The sequence below is a fragment of the Stenotrophomonas sp. TWI602 genome (assembly GCF_039674045.1).
Classification (GTDB): Bacteria; Pseudomonadota; Gammaproteobacteria; order Xanthomonadales; family Xanthomonadaceae; genus Stenotrophomonas.
Map to the genome: position 1 here is coordinate 1 of NZ_JBDJMT010000014.1, position 18,479 is coordinate 18,479.

22 protein-coding genes are annotated in these 18,479 nt (G+C 67.1%); 3 read left to right on the top strand and 19 right to left on the bottom strand.

Annotated features, from left to right (window positions below):
* Positions 1 to 425: 425 nt before the first annotated feature.
* From ubiB to rlmE, 10 genes are all read right to left on the bottom strand, one after another.
* Entirely contained in the window at positions 426 to 2,105 is a 1,680-nt protein-coding gene (gene ubiB / locus ABE483_RS13285; RefSeq protein WP_346465508.1) for a 2-polyprenylphenol 6-hydroxylase, read from the bottom strand.
* A 36-nt stretch (positions 2,106 to 2,141) separates the two neighbouring features.
* Positions 2,142 to 2,636: a CinA family protein gene (locus tag ABE483_RS13290; RefSeq protein ID WP_019183317.1), complete on the bottom strand. Its 495-nt coding sequence runs from the start codon at positions 2,634 to 2,636 to the stop codon at positions 2,142 to 2,144.
* A gap of 140 nt (positions 2,637 to 2,776) precedes the next feature.
* Positions 2,777 to 4,087 (bottom strand): ribosome rescue GTPase HflX, encoded by a 1,311-nt coding sequence (gene hflX / locus ABE483_RS13295; RefSeq protein WP_313217881.1) that lies wholly within the window; start codon positions 4,085 to 4,087, stop codon positions 2,777 to 2,779.
* Positions 4,088 to 4,113: 26 nt separating this feature from the next.
* Positions 4,114 to 4,395: an RNA chaperone Hfq gene (gene hfq / locus ABE483_RS13300; protein ID WP_123728913.1), complete on the bottom strand. Its 282-nt coding sequence runs from the start codon at positions 4,393 to 4,395 to the stop codon at positions 4,114 to 4,116.
* Between the two features lie 107 nt (positions 4,396 to 4,502).
* Positions 4,503 to 5,456: a tRNA (adenosine(37)-N6)-dimethylallyltransferase MiaA gene (miaA, locus tag ABE483_RS13305; protein WP_346463711.1), complete on the bottom strand. Its 954-nt coding sequence runs from the start codon at positions 5,454 to 5,456 to the stop codon at positions 4,503 to 4,505.
* Positions 5,456 to 6,355: a dihydropteroate synthase gene (folP, locus tag ABE483_RS13310; protein ID WP_346481849.1), complete on the bottom strand. Its 900-nt coding sequence runs from the start codon at positions 6,353 to 6,355 to the stop codon at positions 5,456 to 5,458. The genes miaA and folP overlap by 1 nt, the downstream gene beginning before the upstream one ends.
* A 57-nt stretch (positions 6,356 to 6,412) precedes the next feature.
* Positions 6,413 to 6,916 (bottom strand): hypothetical protein, encoded by a 504-nt coding sequence (locus ABE483_RS13315; protein ID WP_346481850.1) that lies wholly within the window; start codon positions 6,914 to 6,916, stop codon positions 6,413 to 6,415.
* A gap of 107 nt (positions 6,917 to 7,023) precedes the next feature.
* Positions 7,024 to 7,209: a hypothetical protein gene (locus ABE483_RS13320; protein WP_019183322.1), complete on the bottom strand. Its 186-nt coding sequence runs from the start codon at positions 7,207 to 7,209 to the stop codon at positions 7,024 to 7,026.
* Positions 7,210 to 7,312: 103 nt separating this feature from the next.
* Entirely contained in the window at positions 7,313 to 9,259 is a 1,947-nt protein-coding gene (ftsH, locus tag ABE483_RS13325; RefSeq protein ID WP_313211994.1) for an ATP-dependent zinc metalloprotease FtsH, read from the bottom strand.
* A 53-nt stretch (positions 9,260 to 9,312) separates the two neighbouring features.
* The gene (rlmE, locus tag ABE483_RS13330) at positions 9,313 to 9,945 is read right to left on the bottom strand and encodes a 23S rRNA (uridine(2552)-2'-O)-methyltransferase RlmE (RefSeq protein WP_121041780.1); all 633 of its coding nucleotides are present in this window, start codon (positions 9,943 to 9,945) and stop codon (positions 9,313 to 9,315) included.
* 65 nt (positions 9,946 to 10,010) lie between these two features.
* On the opposite strand from rlmE, the gene yhbY reads away from it, so the two are divergent.
* A complete protein-coding gene (gene yhbY / locus ABE483_RS13335) occupies positions 10,011 to 10,316 on the top strand; it encodes a ribosome assembly RNA-binding protein YhbY (RefSeq protein WP_019183325.1) in 306 nt (101 codons plus the stop codon).
* A 13-nt stretch (positions 10,317 to 10,329) separates the two neighbouring features.
* On the top strand, positions 10,330 to 10,704 hold the full coding sequence (locus ABE483_RS13340; RefSeq protein ID WP_123728906.1) for an Mth938-like domain-containing protein: 375 nt from the start codon (positions 10,330 to 10,332) through the stop codon (positions 10,702 to 10,704).
* Positions 10,705 to 10,756: 52 nt separating this feature from the next.
* On the opposite strand, the gene ABE483_RS13345 is transcribed toward ABE483_RS13340, so the two are convergent.
* The 4 genes from ABE483_RS13345 to surE are packed head-to-tail and all read right to left on the bottom strand — an operon-like array spanning position 10,757 to position 13,620.
* The gene (locus ABE483_RS13345; RefSeq protein WP_313211998.1) at positions 10,757 to 11,536 is read right to left on the bottom strand and encodes a peptidoglycan DD-metalloendopeptidase family protein; all 780 of its coding nucleotides are present in this window, start codon (positions 11,534 to 11,536) and stop codon (positions 10,757 to 10,759) included.
* Positions 11,533 to 12,147 (bottom strand): YqaA family protein, encoded by a 615-nt coding sequence (locus ABE483_RS13350; RefSeq protein ID WP_121041774.1) that lies wholly within the window; start codon positions 12,145 to 12,147, stop codon positions 11,533 to 11,535. Before ABE483_RS13350 ends, ABE483_RS13345 begins: the two co-directional genes overlap by 4 nt.
* A gap of 19 nt (positions 12,148 to 12,166) precedes the next feature.
* Positions 12,167 to 12,844 carry a protein-L-isoaspartate(D-aspartate) O-methyltransferase gene (locus ABE483_RS13355; protein ID WP_313217871.1) on the bottom strand — a complete coding sequence of 226 codons (678 nt, stop codon included), beginning with the start codon at positions 12,842 to 12,844 and terminating at the stop codon, positions 12,167 to 12,169.
* The gene (surE, locus tag ABE483_RS13360) at positions 12,841 to 13,620 is read right to left on the bottom strand and encodes a 5'/3'-nucleotidase SurE (RefSeq protein WP_313217870.1); all 780 of its coding nucleotides are present in this window, start codon (positions 13,618 to 13,620) and stop codon (positions 12,841 to 12,843) included. The genes ABE483_RS13355 and surE overlap by 4 nt, the downstream gene beginning before the upstream one ends.
* A 186-nt stretch (positions 13,621 to 13,806) precedes the next feature.
* Here surE and ABE483_RS13365 point away from each other — a divergent pair, with 186 nt between their 5' ends.
* Positions 13,807 to 14,346 (top strand): Smr/MutS family protein, encoded by a 540-nt coding sequence (locus tag ABE483_RS13365; RefSeq protein ID WP_346465499.1) that lies wholly within the window; start codon positions 13,807 to 13,809, stop codon positions 14,344 to 14,346.
* A 224-nt stretch (positions 14,347 to 14,570) separates the two neighbouring features.
* On the opposite strand, the gene truD is transcribed toward ABE483_RS13365, so the two are convergent.
* From truD to eno, 5 genes are read right to left on the bottom strand one after another with little or no spacing between them, the layout of a single operon-like run.
* Positions 14,571 to 15,608, bottom strand: coding sequence for a tRNA pseudouridine(13) synthase TruD (gene truD, locus ABE483_RS13370; protein WP_346463713.1), 1,038 nt, complete (start codon positions 15,606 to 15,608; stop codon positions 14,571 to 14,573).
* On the bottom strand, positions 15,605 to 16,102 hold the full coding sequence (gene ispF / locus ABE483_RS13375) for a 2-C-methyl-D-erythritol 2,4-cyclodiphosphate synthase (protein WP_123728899.1): 498 nt from the start codon (positions 16,100 to 16,102) through the stop codon (positions 15,605 to 15,607). Before ispF ends, truD begins: the two co-directional genes overlap by 4 nt.
* A gap of 37 nt (positions 16,103 to 16,139) precedes the next feature.
* On the bottom strand, positions 16,140 to 16,838 hold the full coding sequence (gene ispD / locus ABE483_RS13380; RefSeq protein ID WP_313212036.1) for a 2-C-methyl-D-erythritol 4-phosphate cytidylyltransferase: 699 nt from the start codon (positions 16,836 to 16,838) through the stop codon (positions 16,140 to 16,142).
* Positions 16,835 to 17,185, bottom strand: a complete 351-nt coding sequence (ftsB, locus tag ABE483_RS13385; protein ID WP_121041759.1) for a cell division protein FtsB — start codon at positions 17,183 to 17,185, stop codon at positions 16,835 to 16,837. The genes ispD and ftsB overlap by 4 nt, the downstream gene beginning before the upstream one ends.
* 4 nt (positions 17,186 to 17,189) lie before the next feature.
* Positions 17,190 to 18,476 (bottom strand): phosphopyruvate hydratase, encoded by a 1,287-nt coding sequence (eno, locus tag ABE483_RS13390; RefSeq protein WP_121041757.1) that lies wholly within the window; start codon positions 18,474 to 18,476, stop codon positions 17,190 to 17,192.
* Positions 18,477 to 18,479: the final 3 nt, after the last annotated feature.

Below are 18,479 nucleotides of genomic sequence, written 5' to 3' on the forward strand. Positions count from 1 at the left end.
GAGCAAGGTGGCGCTGGTAGCGGTCATGCGCAAGATGCTGGTCATCCTCAACGCCCGCAAGCGGGACGCCGAGGCCGCGTTGGTCTGCACCTGATAAGACAGTTGCTACCCATGGAAGCGGTGACGGGCTGGAGCAGCCACGCATGGCGTGGCTCTACCGGTGGGTGCGGTGACGGGCTGGAGCAGCCACGCATGGCGTGGCTCTACCGGTGGGTGCGGTGACGGGCTGGAGCAGCCACGCATGGCGTGGCTCTACCGGTGGGTGCGGTGACGGGCTGGAGCAGCCACGCATGGCGTGGCTCTACCGGTGGGCAAATAGTGACGGGTCGTCAGGCAGGAGCGTCCGACCAACGGTCGGACCTACACGTAATCCCCCGCTTGCGCGGGAGATTCCGGGGATCCTGCGGATCCCAGCGGTAAGAACCCTACGGGTTCTTGCCGCTGCGCCAGATCGAAAACAGGATCCACACGCCACAGAAGCCGGCACCGATGAAGCCGGCCACGCCAAGCGCGAGCAGCCAGCGGCTGGAGATGCCGCCGACACTGTGCATGACGATCGAGGAGCCGATGATCAGCGCGGCGGTCACGATGCCCATCACCAGCCGGTTCGCCGCGCGGTTGACCTGGTCGCCGAAGCCCTGCAGCGCCGTGGTTTCAATCTTGAGCTGGAGCCGGCCGCGGCGCGCCATCTGCAGCAGGCGGCGGACATCGCGCGGCAGATCGCCGACCAGATCCATCACCCCGACCAGGCTGCGCTTGCCGCGCTTGAGCATCGCGCCGGGCGAGTAGCGTTGCCACATCACCCGCTCCAGATACGGGCGCGCGGCGCTGGCCATATCGAACTGCGGGTCCAGCTGGCGGCCCATGCCTTCCAGGGTGAGGAAGGTCTTGATCATCAGCGCCAGATCGGCCGGCAGGGTCAGCGCGTACTGGCGCAGCAGCTGGGTGATGTTGCCCAGCATCAGGCCCATGTGCAGGTCCTTCAGCGGGACCCCGCGGTACTGGTCCACGAAGGTGCTGATGTCCTGCTGTAGGCGCGACTCGTCCACTTCCACGCCACCGGCCCAGTCCAGCAGCACGTCGGCCACCTGCTCCGGCTCCTGGGTGACCAGGCCATGCAGGAGCTGGGCAACCTGGAAGCGGCGCTGCTCGGAGATCGCCCCGACCATGCCGAAATCAATCACGCCGATGCGGCCATCCCGCAGGTAGATGATGTTGCCCGGGTGCGGATCAGCGTGGAAACAGCCGTCCTCCAGCACCATCTTCAGCACGATGCGCGCGCCGGTGCGGGCCAGCTGCACGCGGTCCAGACCGGCCGCATCGACGCCGACCAGATCGCGGCCGGGAATGCCGTCCACGAAGTCCTGCACATTGAGGCTCTCGCAGGTCCACTGCCAGTGCACGTTGGGGATCAGGATGTCGTCGCGGCCCTGGAAATTGCGCGCGATGCGCTCGGCATTGCGGCATTCGGCGGCAAAATCCAGCTCGCGGCGCAGCGACACCTGGAACTGCTGCACCACCTCGGCCGGCCGATACCGCTGCAGATCGGGCAGGCGCGCCTCCACGATCTCGGCCAGCCGCGCCAGCAGGCGCAGGTCGGCTTCGATGACGTCACGGATGCCCGGACGACGGATCTTCAGCACCACGGCGGTGCCGTCATGCAGCGTTGCGCGATGCGCCTGTGCCAGCGAGGCCGCGGCCATGGGCGTTTCATCGAGCCACGCGAACACCTCGGTGGCCGGTGCGCCGAGATCACGTTCGAGCTGCTCACGCACCTGTGCATACGGCAGCGCGGGCACGGCGTTCTGCAGTTCGGAGAACTCGGCGATCCAATCCGGCGGGAACAGGTCCACGCGGGTGGCCAGCACCTGGCCGAGTTTGACGAAGGTGGGGCCCAGGTCTTCCATCGCGCGGCGCACGCGCACAGGCGCGGTCATCCGCAGCATCTGCTGGGTATCGTTCCAGTGCAGCAGGCGGCCAGCGCGTTCGAGCACATCGGCCAGGCCGATGCGGCGCACGAGGTCGCCGAAGCCATAGCGGATCAGGACCGACGCGATTTCCTGCAATCGCCCCAGGTCACGCACGGTACCCAGCGTTTCCCACATCGGCCCACTCTCCTGTCAGCACACCCGGTCAGGATGTCACAACAGCGGGAAGATTCCCGTCAGCGCCTGCTGCACGGTCTGCCGCCGTATGGCTTCGCGGTCGCCATCGAACTGGAACAGCTGCGCACGCGCGTAGCCGCCACGGCCCTTCCAGCCGATCCAGACGCTGCCGACCGGCTTGTCCTCGCTGCCACCGCCCGGCCCGGCAATGCCGGTCACCGCCACGGCGATGCCGGCACCGGAATTGATCAGCGCACCGGAGACCATTTCCAGCACGGTCTCGCGGCTGACCGCGCCGAACTGTTCCAGCGTCTGCGCGCGCACGCCCAGCAGGCGTTGCTTGGCTTCGTAGCTGTAGACCACCATGCCGCAATCGAAGAACGCCGAGGAGCCGGCGATATCGGTCATCGCCTTGGCGATCCAGCCGCCACTGCAGCTTTCGGCAGTCACCAGCTGCAGCGAGGCCTGCTGCAGGCGCTGGCCCACGTCACTGGCGAGGGCGCCCAGCTCGGCGTCGGAAGGAACGGTCATGGGGAGTCCTGGATCAACGGGGGGACGAACGCCCCCTGTTTTAGCCGAAATCGTGAGTGATGTCGTGTGTTGCCGGGTGCGACGGAGGGCGAAGCCCCGCCGGGAGAATCATGGGCGCCAGCCAGCGGCCGGCACCCGCATCACCATTCCGGAAGCTTTTCCGGAAGCATCGCGCGGATCGGTTCGCCGCCCTCGCCAGCCGCCAGCTTCTCGGCCTCGGCGATCGGGATCTCGACCTGCAGCAGCCAACCGTCTTCGTCGGTGGCTTCGCTGCGCACGACCTCCAGCTGATGCAGGCGCGAACGCAGGCGACCGGCACTCGGCGGCAGCCGCAGCTCGCCACTGACGTGCTGCAGGCCCAGGCGCTTGCCCAGCACGGACTGCAGCAGCGGCAGGCCAACGTTGTCGCGGGCGGAAATCCAGACCCGCTCGCGGCGCGCGTTGTCGGGGATGCCGTCCTGGGCATCGTGACGCACGTCGGCCCCGTCGATGCGGTCGATCTTGTTGAACACCAGCAACTGCGGCAGATCGCCCGCGCCGATGGCGGTCAGCACTTCATCCACCTGTGCGATGCGCTCCTCACGGTGCGGATCGGCCGCATCGACGAGGTGCAGCAGGAAGTCCGCTTCGCGGGCTTCGGACAGGGTCGACCGGAACGCGGCCACCAGATCATGCGGCAGGTCGCGGACGAAGCCGACGGTATCGGCGAGCACCACGCTGCCGCCCGGCAACGCGATGCGGCGCACGGTCGGGTCCAACGTCGCGAACAACTGGTCCGCGGCGAAGGCCTCGGCGCCAGTCAATGCGTTGAACAGGGTCGACTTGCCGGCGTTGGTGTAGCCCACCAGCGCCACGCGCGGCAGCTCGCTGCGCAGGCGGGCACGACGCATCTGGGTGCGCTGCACTTCCACCTTTTCCAGCTTCTTCTGCAGCTGCTCCACCCGCTTCTGCAGCAGGCGGCGATCGGTTTCCAGCTGGGTTTCACCCGGGCCGCGCAGGCCGATGGAACCACCACGCTGGCGCTCCAGATGGGTCCAGCCGCGGATCAGCCGCGTGGACATGTGTCGCAGCTGCGCCAGCTCCACCTGCAGCTTGCCTTCGTGGCTGCGCGCACGCTGGGCGAAGATATCCAGGATCAGCCCGGTGCGGTCGATCACGCGCCGTTCCAGGAACCGCTCCAGGTTGCGCTCCTGCCCCGGCGACAGCGCATGGTTGACCAGGATCAGGTCGGCGCCGGTGGCATCGGCCGCGGCCTTGACCTCGTCCAGCTTGCCGCTGCCGATCAGGATCGACGGATTGGGCCGATCGATGCGCGCGGTCAGCGTGGCCGCGATGCTGGCCCCGGCGGAGCGGGCCAGATCGGTGAACTCTTCAAGCACGTCATCTTCGAGCCGGCCGGCATGCGGCTGGATCAGGAGTGCGTGTTCGCCTCGCTTGGAACGGTCAAACACGCAGTTCTCCAGAATTCTTCACGCAGTCACTCAACGTCGTCATCACCTTGGACGCCATCGGCGCCATCATTGGATTGCACATAACCACCTCCGGGCCCGACCTTCACGTTGCGCGCCGGCACCACGGTCGAGATGGCGTGCTTGTACACCATCTGGCTCACCGTATTGCGCAGCAGCACCACGAACTGGTCGAACGATTCAATCGTTCCCTGCAGCTTGATGCCATTGACCAGATACACCGACACCGGCACGCGTTCGCGCCGAAGTGCATTCAGAAACGGATCCTGCAGCGATTGCCCCTTGGACATTGCACACTCCTGATTATTGTTTTTATGGTCTTCCGGCAGTTACCACGGCCCCCGCCGCCCGCCGGAACCCTTGATGGTACACGGGGTGGGCGGGTGAAGGCGTGGACTCAGCGTGCGACGAAGGTCGACACCGCATCCGCCAGGGAAGCCCTGTCTAGATGGGGATCGAACCAGCGCGCATCAAGCTCCCCGCGCAGCCAGGTCAGCTGGCGCTTGGCGAGCTGGCGGGTGGCCTGGATGCCGCGCTCACGGAACGCCTCGGCCGTGCCCTGCCCGTCCAGATACTCCCAGGCCTGCCGGTAGCCCACCGCCCGCACGGCCGGCAGATCCAACGGCGCGGCCACCTCGGCCATCGCCGGCAGGGCCCGCAGGGCGTGGACTTCGTCCAGGAAGCCGTGATCCAGCATCGCGTCGAAACGGGTTTCGATGCGCTGGTGCAGCACCGTGCGCTCGCGCGGCGCGAGAATCAGTTTGAGCGCCCGTACCGGCAGCCGGTCGACGCCGGGCAGCTTCTGCCATTCGCTGATCGGGGTACCGGTCAGCCGATGGACTTCCAGTGCCCGCTGGATGCGCTGCGGGTCGGTGGCGTGAATGCGCTTTGCCGCGGCCGGATCGATGCCGGCCAGTTGGGCATGCATTGCCGCCCAGCCCTGCTCGGCCGCCTCGGCGGCAATCTGTGCGCGCACCGCCGGATCGGCCTCGGGCATCGGCGACAGGCCCTGTAGCAACGCGCGGAAATACAGCCCGGTGCCACCGGCGAGGATCGGCATGCGACCGCGCGCGATGATGTCGCGGACGGCCCGCGCCGCGTCGCTGGCGAACTCCGCCGCCGAATAGGTCTGCCACGGGTCGCGCACATCGAGCAGATGGTGCGGCGCCTGTGCGCGCTCGGCCGCATCGGGCTTGGCCGAGCCGATATCCAGCCCGCGATAGACCAGCGCCGAATCGACGCTGACGATCTCACCGTCCAGCTGCTGGGCCAGTGCGATCGCGGTGGCGGTCTTGCCTGACGCGGTCGGGCCCATCACCGCGATCGCCAGCGGGCGCTGATCGACGGCCATCAGTCCTCGTCCGGCCAGCGCGGCATCGCCGGGGCGGCGGACACCCGCGGCATCGGCACGGCATCGACCGCGGCCCACACCCTCAGCGCATCGACCGTGGCGGCGACATCGTGCACACGCAGCAGCATCGCGCCACGCTGGGCCGCGATCAGGTGCGCGGCGACCGAACCGGCCACGCGGTCACGCGGCTGCTCACGACCGGTCAGTTCACCGATGCTGCGCTTGCGCGACAGGCCGGCCAGCATCGGCACGCCCAGCTCGAGGAAGCGCTCCGAGCGCGCGAGCAGGATCATGTTGTGTTCGGTGGTCTTGCCGAAGCCGAAGCCCAGATCGATGATCAGATGCTTCTTGGCCACGCCGGCCATCTCGGCCTGGAACATGCGCTCGGTCAGGAAGCGATGCACCTCGGCGACCACGTCATCGTAGTGCGGGGTGTCCTGCATGCTGCCCGGCTCGCCCTGCATGTGCATCAGCACCACCGGCACGCCGAGTTCGGCGGCGGCGTCCAGCGCACCGGGCTGGCGCAACGCATGGATGTCATTGATCAGGCCGGCACCGGCCGCGACCGCTGCGCGCATCACCTCGGGCTTGAAGGTGTCGATGCTGATCGGCACGGTGGTTTCGCGTGCCAAGCGCTCGATCACCGGGATGACCCGGCGCAGTTCTTCATCCAACGGCACCGGCGCACTGCCTGGCCGGGTCGATTCGCCGCCGATGTCGAGCAGGTCCGCGCCCTCGGCCACCAGTTGCAGGCCGTGCGCGACCGCAGCCTCCACGCTGTCGTGGTCACCGCCGTCGGAGAACGAATCCGGGGTGACGTTGACGATGCCCATGACCCGCGGGCGATCCAGCCGCAGCAGCCGGCCGCCGCAATCGAGCTGGGGGGAGATATCGAACATGGGCAGATCCACGAAGTACGCCAGCGCGTAGTTTACGCTGGCGCACCGGACCGGCTGTCAGAGGTCGCCGAGGCGGGCCCCATCGACCGGCTTGGCCAGCCAGATCGCCAGATCGTTGCCGATCGCATTGACGGTGCGTTCAAGCACGTCGCAGGAGCCCTTGAAGCCGGCAAACGCGCCACCGCGCGACACGCGGCGTGCGGTGACCGTGGCCACCTGCTGGCCGTTCTCGAACAGCACGCCGCGCACGGCCGCCGACTTGAAGTGGCCGGTGAACGCATTGCCTGCGCTCTGCGCTTCCACCAGCTCCAGCTTCAACGCGTGCCCGCTGCCGGTGTTCACCGGATCACTGCCGAAGACGATGGTGTTGCCATGCGCCGGGGCATTCTTGCCCAGCGCGGTCGCCAGCTGCGCGCCCATCCGGCACTCGGCCTTGATGTTCTCGGCAATGATCGCCGACTCGTTGAACGGCACCGGATCCTGCACGTGGATCTCGGCCGCCATGACCGGCGTGGCACAGCACAGCAGCGCAGCAACGGCTGCGCGCATCGAATGACGCATGAACATCCCCCTGGAAAGTGTGTGGGCCGATCCCCCGGCCATGCCCGACCGCGGCATGCGGCGCGGGCACGCGCATCGTGCCCACTGCCGGCCGCGCACGCAAGCACTCAGCGCTGGCGGCGCTTGCGCTCCACGTAGACGGTCTTGGCGATGCTCATCAACACGCCAACCGCGATGCCGATGCCGGCGCCGAGCAGGAAGTTGTCGCGGGTCAGGCCGATGGCCACGCCAATGATCGTGGCGATCACCATTTCAGTGGTGTGCGAGATCGGCTGCGGCGGGGGTGCGGACATGACGACTCCAGAACGAGGGGCGAAAACGGACCGTCATTATGACCTGCCCGAAACGACGAAGGCCGGGTTTCCCCGGCCTTCGTCACTTACGTGGGCAACACCCTCAGATCTGCTCGGCAGGACCGGCGATCGGCGACACGGGACGGGCATCGCCCCCCTTGTCGTTGTTGTTGCCGCCATCCTTGTTGCTGGCGGACTTGTCCCAGCCCATCGGCGGCGGCGGATCACGGCCTTCCATCACGGCATTGATCTGCGGCGCATCGATGGTCTCGTACTGCAGCAGCAGCTGCGACATCGTGTGCAGCTTGTCGAGATTGGCCGTCAGCAGTTCGGTGGTACGGGCGTACGCCTTGTCCAGGATGCTGCGGACCACTTCGTCGATGCGGCGCGCGGTGTCATCCGACACGCTCTTGTGCTGCGTCACCGAACGGCCGAGGAACACTTCATCGTCCTCTTCACCGTAGGCGATCGGGCCGAGCTCGTCGGACAGGCCCCACTTGGTGACCATGTTGCGGGCCATCTTGGTGGCGCGCTCGATGTCGTTGGAGGCACCGGTGGTGACCTTGTCGGTGCCGAAGATCAGCTCTTCGGCCACACGACCGCCGTACAGCGAGCACAACTGCGATTCGATCGCCACCCGGTTCATCGAGTACTTGTCGCCTTCCGGCAGGTACATCGTCACGCCCAGCGCACGACCGCGGGGAATGATGGTGACCTTGTAGACCGGATCGTGCTCGGGCACCAGGCGACCGACGATGGCGTGGCCAGCTTCGTGATAGGCGGTGAGCGTCTTTTCTTCTTCGCTCATCGCCATTGAACGACGTTCGGCACCCATCAGGATCTTGTCGCGGGCACGGTCGAAGTGGTCCATGCGGACTTCCTTCTCACCGCCGCGCGCGGCGAACAGTGCTGCTTCGTTGGCCAGGTTGGCCAGGTCCGCACCAGAGAAGCCCGGGGTACCGCGCGCGATCACCATCGGCTCGACATCGTCGGCCAGCGGCAGCTTGCGCATATGCACCTTGAGGATCTGCTCGCGGCCCTTGACGTCCGGCAGGCCGACCACGACCTGGCGGTCGAAACGGCCCGGGCGCAGCAGCGCCGGATCCAGCACGTCGGGACGGTTGGTGGCGGCGATGACGATCACGCCCTCGCCTCCCTCGAAGCCGTCCATCTCGACCAGCAGCTGGTTCAGGGTCTGCTCGCGCTCGTCATGACCGCCGCCGAGACCGGCGCCACGGTGGCGACCGACGGCGTCGATTTCATCGATGAAGATGATGCACGGCGCCTGCTTCTTGGCCTGCTCGAACATGTCGCGCACGCGGCTTGCGCCGACGCCGACGAACATTTCCACGAAGTCCGAACCGGAGATCGAGAAGAACGGGACCTTGGCTTCACCGGCGATCGCGCGGGCCAGCAGCGTCTTGCCGGTACCCGGCGGACCCACCATCAGCACGCCGCGCGGAATCTTGCCGCCCAGCTTGGTGAACTTGGTCGGGTCGCGCAGGAAATCGACCAGTTCGCCGACTTCTTCCTTGGCCTCGTCGCACCCGGCAACGTCGGCGAAGGTGACCTTGATCTGGTCCTCGCCCTGCAGCTTGGCCCGCGACTTGCCGAAGGACATTGCGCCCTTGGCCCCGCCGCCACCGCCCTGCATCTGGCGCATGATGAATATCCAGAAGCCGATGATCAGGATCACCGGGAGGAAGTTCATCAGGATCGCGCCCAGCGAGATGCCACTGGAGGGCTCCTCCTGGACGATTTCCACGTTCTTGCCGCGCAGCACGTTGATCAGGTCGCGATCGAACGGGGCGGTGATGGTGGCCGACTGGCCGCCACGGGTGGTGTAGGAAATCTGATTGGTGCCGCCACGCATGTCACCGCTGAAGGTCACCTTCTGGACGTTGCCGCTGTCCACCTGGTCCAGGAACTGCGAGTACGTCGCGCCCTGTGCGCCGGCTCCGCTGCTCTTCGGCGAGAAGCTCTGGAAGACCACCATCAGCACGACGGCGACGACCACCCATAGCAGGAGGTTCTTGGTCAAGTCGTTCATCCTCATTGGCTCCGGTGTTCCTCTAATTCCTGACGCGATTCGTATGGTTGAGCTTACTTGATCTGCGCGCGTTTTCCCTGCCCCAAGGCGTACACCTCGGGCGAGCGCTTCCGGGAGGCTTCAGGCTTGCGGATCACTACTTTGTCGTACCGGCGGCGCATTTCGCGCACGTAGTCGTCAAAGCCCACGCCCTGGAACAGCTTGATCAGGAACGCGCCACCCGGCTTGAGATGGTTGTCGGCAAAATCCAACGCCAACTCCGCCAGGTGCATCATCCGCGGTTGGTCCACCGCATCCATTCCACTCTTATTGGGGGCCATATCCGAGAGCACAAGGTCTACCGGCTGATCCCCCAGCATGGCTTCGAACTCCGATAGGACGGCTTGCTCCCTGAAGTCACCGTGAAGGAACTCCACGCCGGCCAGCGGCGGCATCTCCAGGATGTCCAGCGCCAGCACCCGGCCGGTATCGCCGATCTGGCGGCGGACCTGTTGGGACCAGCCACCCGGGGCGGCGCCCAGATCGACCACGACCATGTGCGGCTTCAGCAGCCGATCGCGCTGCAGCAACTCCTCCAGCTTGTAGGCCGCGCGCGAGCGCATGCCCTCGGCCTGGGCCTTCTTCACGAAGGGGTCGGCGAAGTGCTCTTTCAACCAGCGTTGACTGCTTTTGCTACGGGTTGCCATTGAGATGCGGGTCGGATGGGGAGGTCATGATACCCTGATCGCCCCAGTTAACCGCTTGTTCCTGAATGGCTATCGCCCTGACTTCTTCCCAAACCCGTTTCCTCCGCGGCCACGCGCATGATCTGAAAGCCCTGCTCCAGATCGGCGGCAAGGGGGTGACACCGGCCTTCCTGGCTGAACTGGAAGAGGTGCTGGAGCGCCACGAGCTGATCAAGGTCAAGGTTGCCGCCGAAGACCGCGAGGCCCGCGACGCCCTCATCGCCGAGCTGGTCAGTGCCAGCGAAAGCGCGCTGGTGCAGCGTATCGGCCACGTGGCCGTGCTGTACCGCCCGAGCAAGGAACAGCGCCAGATCGTCCTGCCGCGCGGCTGATCCCGGAACGCCCATGCAGCTGAGCCACGAAATCCCCGACTACGCCTACGCCCTGCGTGCCGCCGATGGCCGCAGTGCGAAAGTGAATGACCGGACCCTGGCCGCGAGTTTCATCCTCGCCCCGGACACGTTGATCGAAGCGTGGCCGGTGGCCGATATCGCCCAGTTGACCCCGGAAGACCTGCAGCCGGTGCTGGCACTGAACCCCGCGCTGGTGGTGCTGGGCACGGGCGACACCCAGGTGTTCCCGCCGGCCGCGGTCATGGCCGCGTGCCTGACCCGCGGGATCGGCCTGGAAGTGATGAACAACCCGGCGGCGGCACGGACCTTCAACATCCTTGCCAGCGAGGGCCGCAAGGTGGCCGCGGCGTTCATCCTGAAGGGGTGAGACCGGGATTTCCGTTCAGAAAAGGCCGCCCTTGAGGCGGCCTTTTTCGTGCTTACTTCGGCGGCAGGTACAGCAGCGGGTCGACCGGCTTGCCGTTGTAGCGGATCTCGAAGTGCAGCATGTCGCGTGCGGCGCCGGTGCGGCCCATCTCCGCGATCTGCTCGCCGGCCTTCACGCTCTGGCCTTCGTTGACCAGGCGCTTGCGGTTGTGACCATACGCTGACAGCCACTGATCGCTGTGCTTGATGATGATCAGCTCACCGAAACCGACCAGGCCGGCACCGGAGTACACCACCACGCCGGCGGCGGTCGCGCGGACCGGCTGGCCACTGGTGCCGGCAATGTCCACGCCCTGCTTGGTCGCTTCACCGGCGACGAAACGGCCGACGATCGCGCCATCGGCCGGCCAGCGCCAGCTGATGTTGCTCTTGATCGCGGTGGTCGGCGACGGGGTGGCGGCCGGCGCGGTGCTGCCCGGCCGCGGCGCGGTGACCACGGTGGTCGGCGCGCGGGCCGGACTGCCACCACTGCCGCCCGGGAACAGCCGCAGCGACTGCCCCGGATAGATCGTGTAGGGCTCGGCCAGCCCGTTCCAGGCGGCCAGATCGCGCGGGGTGATGTTGTGGATGCGCGCGAGTGCATACAACGTGTCGCCACGACGGACGACAGCGGTCTGGCCGGGCTTGGCCACCGAGGTCTGCGGGGTGCTGTGGGCCACACCGCCCGAGCCCGAAGGCCGCACCACGGTGGCGGTGCCACAGGCGCTCAGCGCCGACACCACCAGCAGCAGCGCGCCGGTGCGCACTCCCTTGCTCAAACGATCAGCACTCATGCGAACTTCGCTCTCCATACAAGCCAGGCCACCAGCACGACCACCAGCGCGGTCGCGATCCAGCCCAGCGGTTCAATCCAACGGCGCAGCGCAGCTTCCGCGCGCGGCCCGCCAATACGAATGACCGCCGCCAGCACGTACACGCGCTTGCCACGGCCGATCAACATGCTCAGGAAATACTGCGGCAACGGCACGCCGACGATACCCGATGCCCATGTGAAGACCTTCATCGGGATCGGCATGAAGCCGCCCAGCACCAGGAAGGTGAACACCGCCCAGGGCGACTCGGCCATCTTGGCCTGCACGATGGCGATGCCGCCTTCGATGCTGGTCAACATGCCCAGCGCGGCGAACACCGGCTTGAGCGCTTCAAAGGCGAAGTGGCCCAGCGCATAGCCGACCAGCGCACCGGCCATCGAACCGGCCAGGCTGAGCGTGGCGAACCACCAGCCGCGCTTGGGCTGGGCCACGCACATCGGGGCGAGCATCACCTCGGGCATCACCGGGAAGATGATCGCCTCGATGAAGCTCAACACCGTCAGATAGGTCGGGGCGCGCTCGTGCGCGGCCCACTTCATTGCCCGCTCGTACAGCGGACCAAAAATCTTCATGACGCAACGCTCCTTGGAATCAGTCCAGCATGCCAGACAGCAGCGGTACGAACGTGACCGGCGCCAGTACCTGCTGTTCAACACTGCCGTCATCGCGACGGGTCAACTGGATCAGCGACTGCGCGCCCGGGCCGCCGACCGGCGCGACCAGGCGGCCACCCACGGCAAGCTGTTCGACCAGTGCATCGACCAGCGCCGGTGCGGCTGCGGTCACCACGATCGCATCGTAAGGACCGTGCTCGGCCCAGCCGATGCGGCCATCGTCATGTTTGCTGCGGATGTTCATGCCCAGCGCACGGAAGCGCTTGCGCGCCTGGCGCAGCAGATCACCGATACGCTCGACCGTGTAGACCTCCAGCCCGATCGCGCCCAGCACGGCGGCCTGGTAGCCCGAGCCGGTGCCGACTTCCAGCACCTTCTTCGGCGCCGACTGCAGCACCGCTTCGGTCATGCGCGCGACCACCCAGGGCTGGGAAATGGTCTGCCCGTGCCCGATCGGCAGCGCGGTGTCTTCGTAGGCACGCGACGCCAGCGCTTCATCGATGAACAGATGGCGCGGCACCACGCGGATGGCATTGAGGGTGGCTTCGTCGGCGATGCCGGCCTCGCGCAGGCGATCCACCAGGCGATCACGGACCCGCTGCGAGGTCATGCCGATGCCGACGGCTTCGGGCTGCAGGCGCAGGCGCGGGGTCATGCCGGCCGGTCCAGCGCGTCGGTCAGCCCCGCCACCCAGCTGGCCACTTTCTCCAAGGCCTGGTAACGGGTGAGATCGACCTGGATCGGGGTGATCGAGATGTAGCCGTTGCGGACCGCGTGGAAATCGGTACCGGGGCCGGAATCCTGCTCGCGCCCGGCCGGGCCGATCCAGAACACCTCATTGCCGCGCGGATCGCGCTGGGCAATGCAGCCTTCGGCGCGGTGGCGGTTGCCCAGGCGGGTCACTTCAAAGCCACGGACCTCGCTCCACGGCAGGTCCGGCACGTTGACGTTGAGGATGGTGTCGGCGGGCAGCGGGTCGGCCTTGAGCCGGGTGACGATCTCGACCGCGGCGCGGGCGGCGGTGTCGAAGTTACGCGGCTCGTGGTTGTGCGTGACCAGTGACATCGCCACGGCGGGCAGGCCGAGGAATCGCCCTTCCATCGCCGCCGAGACGGTACCGGAGTAGATGACGTCGTCGCCGAGGTTGGCGGCGTTGTTGATACCCGATACCACCATGTCCGGTTCGTACTCGAGCATGCCGGTCAGGGCCAGATGCACGCAATCGGTCGGGGTGCCGGCCACCGAGCAGGTGTAGTGGTCGATGCGCTTCATGCGGATCGGCAGGTCCAGGGTCAGCGAATTGCTGGCGCCGGAGCGATCACGATCGGGGGCGACCACGGTCACTTCATGACCGGCGTCACGTAAAACCGTGGCGAGCATCTTGATGCCCGGTGCATCGACACCGTCATCGTTGCTGACCAGAATCCGCATCTGCGATTTAACCGCTTGATTTTTCAAGACTTCGATTCCATCACTTCCCACTGTTGGCGGCGGTGGCCGTGCCCCCTTGGGAGCATGACGACCTCGCAAGTGCGTCCGCTATTGTGCCGCAAGCGGACAGATCGTCCTACCCCGATAACGGTAGGCATCGCCCTCCCCGCCCATTAGGCTGTACGCATGTCACATCCTGAAGACGAAGATCCTGCCGCGTTGTTCCGCGCCGCTATCGGCGAGGTCAAACCGCTGCGCAAGGTGGTCACCCCGCCGCCGGCCGCGCCGCGGCCGAAGCCGCGTGCACGGATGGCCGAGCAGGATGAACAGGACGCACGCGGGGAATTCGCCCGGCTGCTGCGCGACAGCAGCCCCCTGGAGGCTGGCGATACGGCCAGCTACCGGCGCGAGAACCTGCCGCCACGAATGTTCCAGCGACTCAAGCGCGGCCAGTACTCCGTGCAGGACGAACTGGACCTGCATGGAGCGACCGTGGCCCAGGCCGAGGCGCTGGTGCGGCAGTTCCTGGTGGAAGCGCATGCGCATGAGTACGGCTGCGTGCGCATCATCCACGGCAAGGGGCTGCAATCCGATGGCGGCGCACCGGTGCTGAAGAATCTGGTCGATCGGCTGCTGCGCCTGCGCAACGATGTGCTGGCGTTTCATTCCGCGCCCGCCGGTCAAGGCGGGACGGGTGCGGTACTGGTGCTGCTGGCGAACCGGTAACGACGGGCCCGGAATCACCGCCATGCACCGCGCGCGGTAGAGCCGACCGTTGGTCGGCTGAGGTGGAGCCGACCGTTGGTCGGCTGAGGTAGAGCCGACCGTTGGTCGGCTGAGCGGTGCAGGTTTTCCGGTGCAGGGACGGAAGGCAGCCGACCAACGGTCGGCTCTACGTAATTTCCGGTGCCGGACGGGAGGCAGCCGACCAACGGTCGGCTCTACGCGGCTCAGGTATCGGACTGGCTGGCGTCTTCCACCGGGCCCAACTCGTGCAGCACCGCGGTGGCATAGCAGCCCGGCGGCAGCGCGAAGCTCAGTTCCAGCACATCCGCGGCCAGCCACTGATGCTGCAGCATGGCCGGACGCAGGCGCAGCGCACGGCGCTCCTGCTTCAGGCGGGCGCCTTCCAGGCCGGCGCGCAGCGCGAGCGATTGCTCGTCCGCGACCGCGCCCAGTTCCAGTTCGGCGGCGGCGCCGGTGCTGCGCAGCTCACCTTCGCCCCACAACGGGCCGCTGGGGTGGATGTCGAACCGGCCAAGGCGGTCGGCCAGCAGATCCGTCCACGGCTCCGGGCCGAAGACACTGCGGCTGCCATCGAGCATCCAGACCTCGCCGTCCAGCGGCGTGTCCCAGTTGCCCTGCTCCACGCGCGCCGCCAGCACCTGGTTGAACAGTGCCGAGCGCGCGGCCGAGAGCAGCAGCGAGCGCTGGTCCGGGCGCATGCGGCGGCCGCCGAACATGGCCAGCGCAGCCGGCACGTTGCCGCCGTCGCGGCCGAAGCGCTGCTCACCGAACCAGTTCGGCAGGCCGCGCGAGGCGATATGGGACAGGCGCTCTTCGATGGCCGCGGCATCGCCGCGCACATCGCGCAGTACCAGCTTGAAGCGGTTGCCAGCCAGAGCACCGCGCTGCAGCTTGCGGTTGTGCCAGGTCGACTCGACCACCTCGATCTCGTCCGAGGCCAGCAGCGCCGGATCCGGCGCCACGCGCTTGGGCAGGTGCACGCTGAAGCGCTGCGTGGTGACCGCGTGCCGATCTTTCATGCCCGCGTAGCTGACCGCCATGTCCGGCAGGCCAGCCCACCTGGCCAGCACCTTGGCCACGTGCACGGTGTTCGCCCCGCGCTTGCGGATCGTCAGCAGCAGGTGCTCGCCCTCACCGCTCGGCTCGAACGCCGGCAGTTCGTCGACCTGGAAATCCTCGGGTGTGGTGCGGATCTTCGCGCTGAGCAGCGGCGCACCGAACGCCAGCGGCAACGGGATCACAGGGCCACCAACAGCACGCTGGCCTGGGCGGCGATGCCCTCGCTGCGGCCGGTGAAGCCCAGCTTCTCCGACGTGGTGGCCTTCACGCTCACGCAGTCCAATGCAATGCCGAGCACGCCAGCGATGCGCTCACGCATGGCCAGCGCGTGCGGACCGACCTTGGGCCGCTCGCAGATCACGGTGATGTCGGTATTCCCGACCTGCCAGCCGCGCTCGCGCAGCAGCCCGTTGCAATGATCCAGCAGGTGCGCGCTGTCCGCGCCTTTCCAGCGCATGTCGGTCGGCGGGAAATGCACGCCGATATCGCCCAGTGCCAGCGCACCAAGCATGGCATCGCACAGGGCGTGCAGGATCACATCGCCATCGCTGTGCGCGAGCACGCCGCAGCTGTGCGCGACGCGGATGCCGCCGAGCATGATGTGATCGCCCTCGCCAAAGGCATGGACGTCGTAGCCCTGTCCGATGCGGAAGGGAGGAAACTGGGGGGTGGTCATTGCAAGAACCTGCGGTTGGGTGTGGGGCGTGCGGACGTCAGGGTTCGCGACGCGACAACACAAATTCGAAACGGGACAGATCAGCCGGGGTGGTGACCTTGAAGTTGTCTTCGCTGCCTTCCACCAGCAGCGGGCGCAGCCCCTGGCGCTCCATGGCCATGGCCTCGTCGGTGACCTCCACGCCGGCGTCAGCCGCCTCCTGCAGCGCGCGCGCCAACTGGTGGCGGCGGAACAGCTGCGGGGTCAGCGCACGCCACAGCCGTTCGCGCGGCTCGGTGGCATCGATACCGCCGTCATCGCCGGCACGCTTGAGCGTGTCGCGCACGGGCGCGGCCAGGATCGCGCCGACCGGGTCGGCACGGCCGACTTCCAGCAGGCGACCGAGATCGGCAGCGGCCAGGTTCGGGCGTGCGGCGTCGTGCACCAGCACGAAATCGTCCGCGCGCACGTCATCGGGCAACGCATGCAGGCCGGCCAGCACCGAGCCGGCGCGGGTGGCACCGCCGATGCAGGTCAGAATGGGTTTGTCCGCCAGTGACTGCCAGCCCGGCCAGTCGGCGTCGTTCTCGGCGACCACCACCATCACTCCGGCCACGACCGGGTGCGAGAGCAGCGCCTCAAGGGTATGGGCCAGCAACACGCGGTCGCCGGCCAGCAGATACTGCTTGGGTGTGGGCCCACCGAAGCGGGTGCCACGGCCAGCAGCGGGAACCACCGCCCAGATGCCCGCCATCAGGGCACATCCTGGTGCGGCGCATCCGGATCGGTGACGGCCGTCGGCGCGCGCGGTGGCGGCACCGGCGCGTCTTCGACCACGCGGTAGAACTTCTCGCCGGGCTTGATCATGCCCAGCTCGCTGCGCGCGCGTTCTTCGATGGCGGCCTCGCCTTCCTTGAGGTCCTTGACCTCGGCAGCAAGCGCATCATTGCGCTGCTGCAGGCCGGCGTTGTCCCGCTTCTGGTTCTCGACCTGGGCCTCAAGCATCATCACTTCGCCCGAGTTGCCCGGCCCAAACCAGAAGCGGTACTGCAGCCATCCGAGCAGCAGCGCGAGCACCAGCAGCAGCCAGCGCCAGTCGCGCATGGGATCAGCGCTTCAGCGACACGAACGCGTCACGACCGGCGTAACGCGCGCCGGCACCGAGGGCTTCCTCGATACGCAGCAGCTGGTTGTACTTGGCCACGCGATCACTGCGGCACAGCGAGCCGGTCTTGATCTGGGTGGCGGTGGTGGCCACGGCGATGTCGGCGATGGTGGTGTCTTCGGTTTCGCCCGAACGGTGCGAGACGATCGAGGCATAGTTGGCCGCGTGCGCCATGGCGATCGCTTCCAGGGTCTCGGTCAGGGTGCCGATCTGGTTGACCTTGATCAGGATCGCGTTGGCGGTGCCGGACTCGATGCCTTCCTTGAAGATCTTCGGGTTGGTGACGAACAGATCGTCGCCCACCAGCTGGACCTTGTTGCCGATGCGGTCGGTCAGCAGCTTCCAGCCGGCCCAGTCGTTCTCGGCCAGGCCGTCTTCGATGGTCACGATCGGGTACTGCGCGGCCCAGTCGGCCAGGAAATCGACGAACTGCTCGGAGGTCAGGCGCTTGTTCTCGCCGACCAGGTTGTACTTGCCGTTCTCGTAGAACTCGCTGGAGGCCACGTCCAGGCCCAGCAGCACGTCTTCACCGGCGGTGTAACCGGCCTTGCCGATGGCTTCCAGGATGGTGTCCAGTGCTTCGACGTTGCTGCGGAAGTCCGGCGCGAAGCCGCCTTCGTCGCCCACCGCCGTGCTCAGGCCGTGGCCCTTGAGCACCGACTTGAGCGAATGGAAGATTTCGGTGCCGGCACGCAGCGACTCGGAGAACGAGGTGAAGCCGACCGGCAGCACCATGAATTCCTGGAAATCGACGTTGTTGTCGGCATGCGCGCCGCCGTTGATGATGTTCATCATCGGCACCGGCAGGGTGACGTCGCGGCCGTTGGCCAGGTGCTGCCACAGCGCCTGCTTCTTCGAGGCGGCCACGGCGTGGGCATTGGCCAGCGAAACCCCCAGCAGCGCGTTCGCGCCCAGGCGGCCCTTGTTCTCGGTGCCGTCCAGATCGATCAGGCGGCGGTCGAGGCCTTCCTGGTCGGCGGCGTCGAAGCCCTTCAGCGCCGTGGCAATCGTGGTGTTGACGTTGGACACGGCGTTGCGCACGCCCTTGCCCAGGTAACGGGTCTTGTCGCCGTCACGCAGTTCCACGGCTTCCTTGGTGCCGGTCGAGGCGCCGGACGGCACCGCGGCACGACCGAACGAGCCGTCCTCGAGGATGACTTCGGCTTCCAGCGTGGGGTTGCCACGGCTGTCGAGGATTTCACGGGCGTGGATGCTGCGGATCGTGGTCATAGC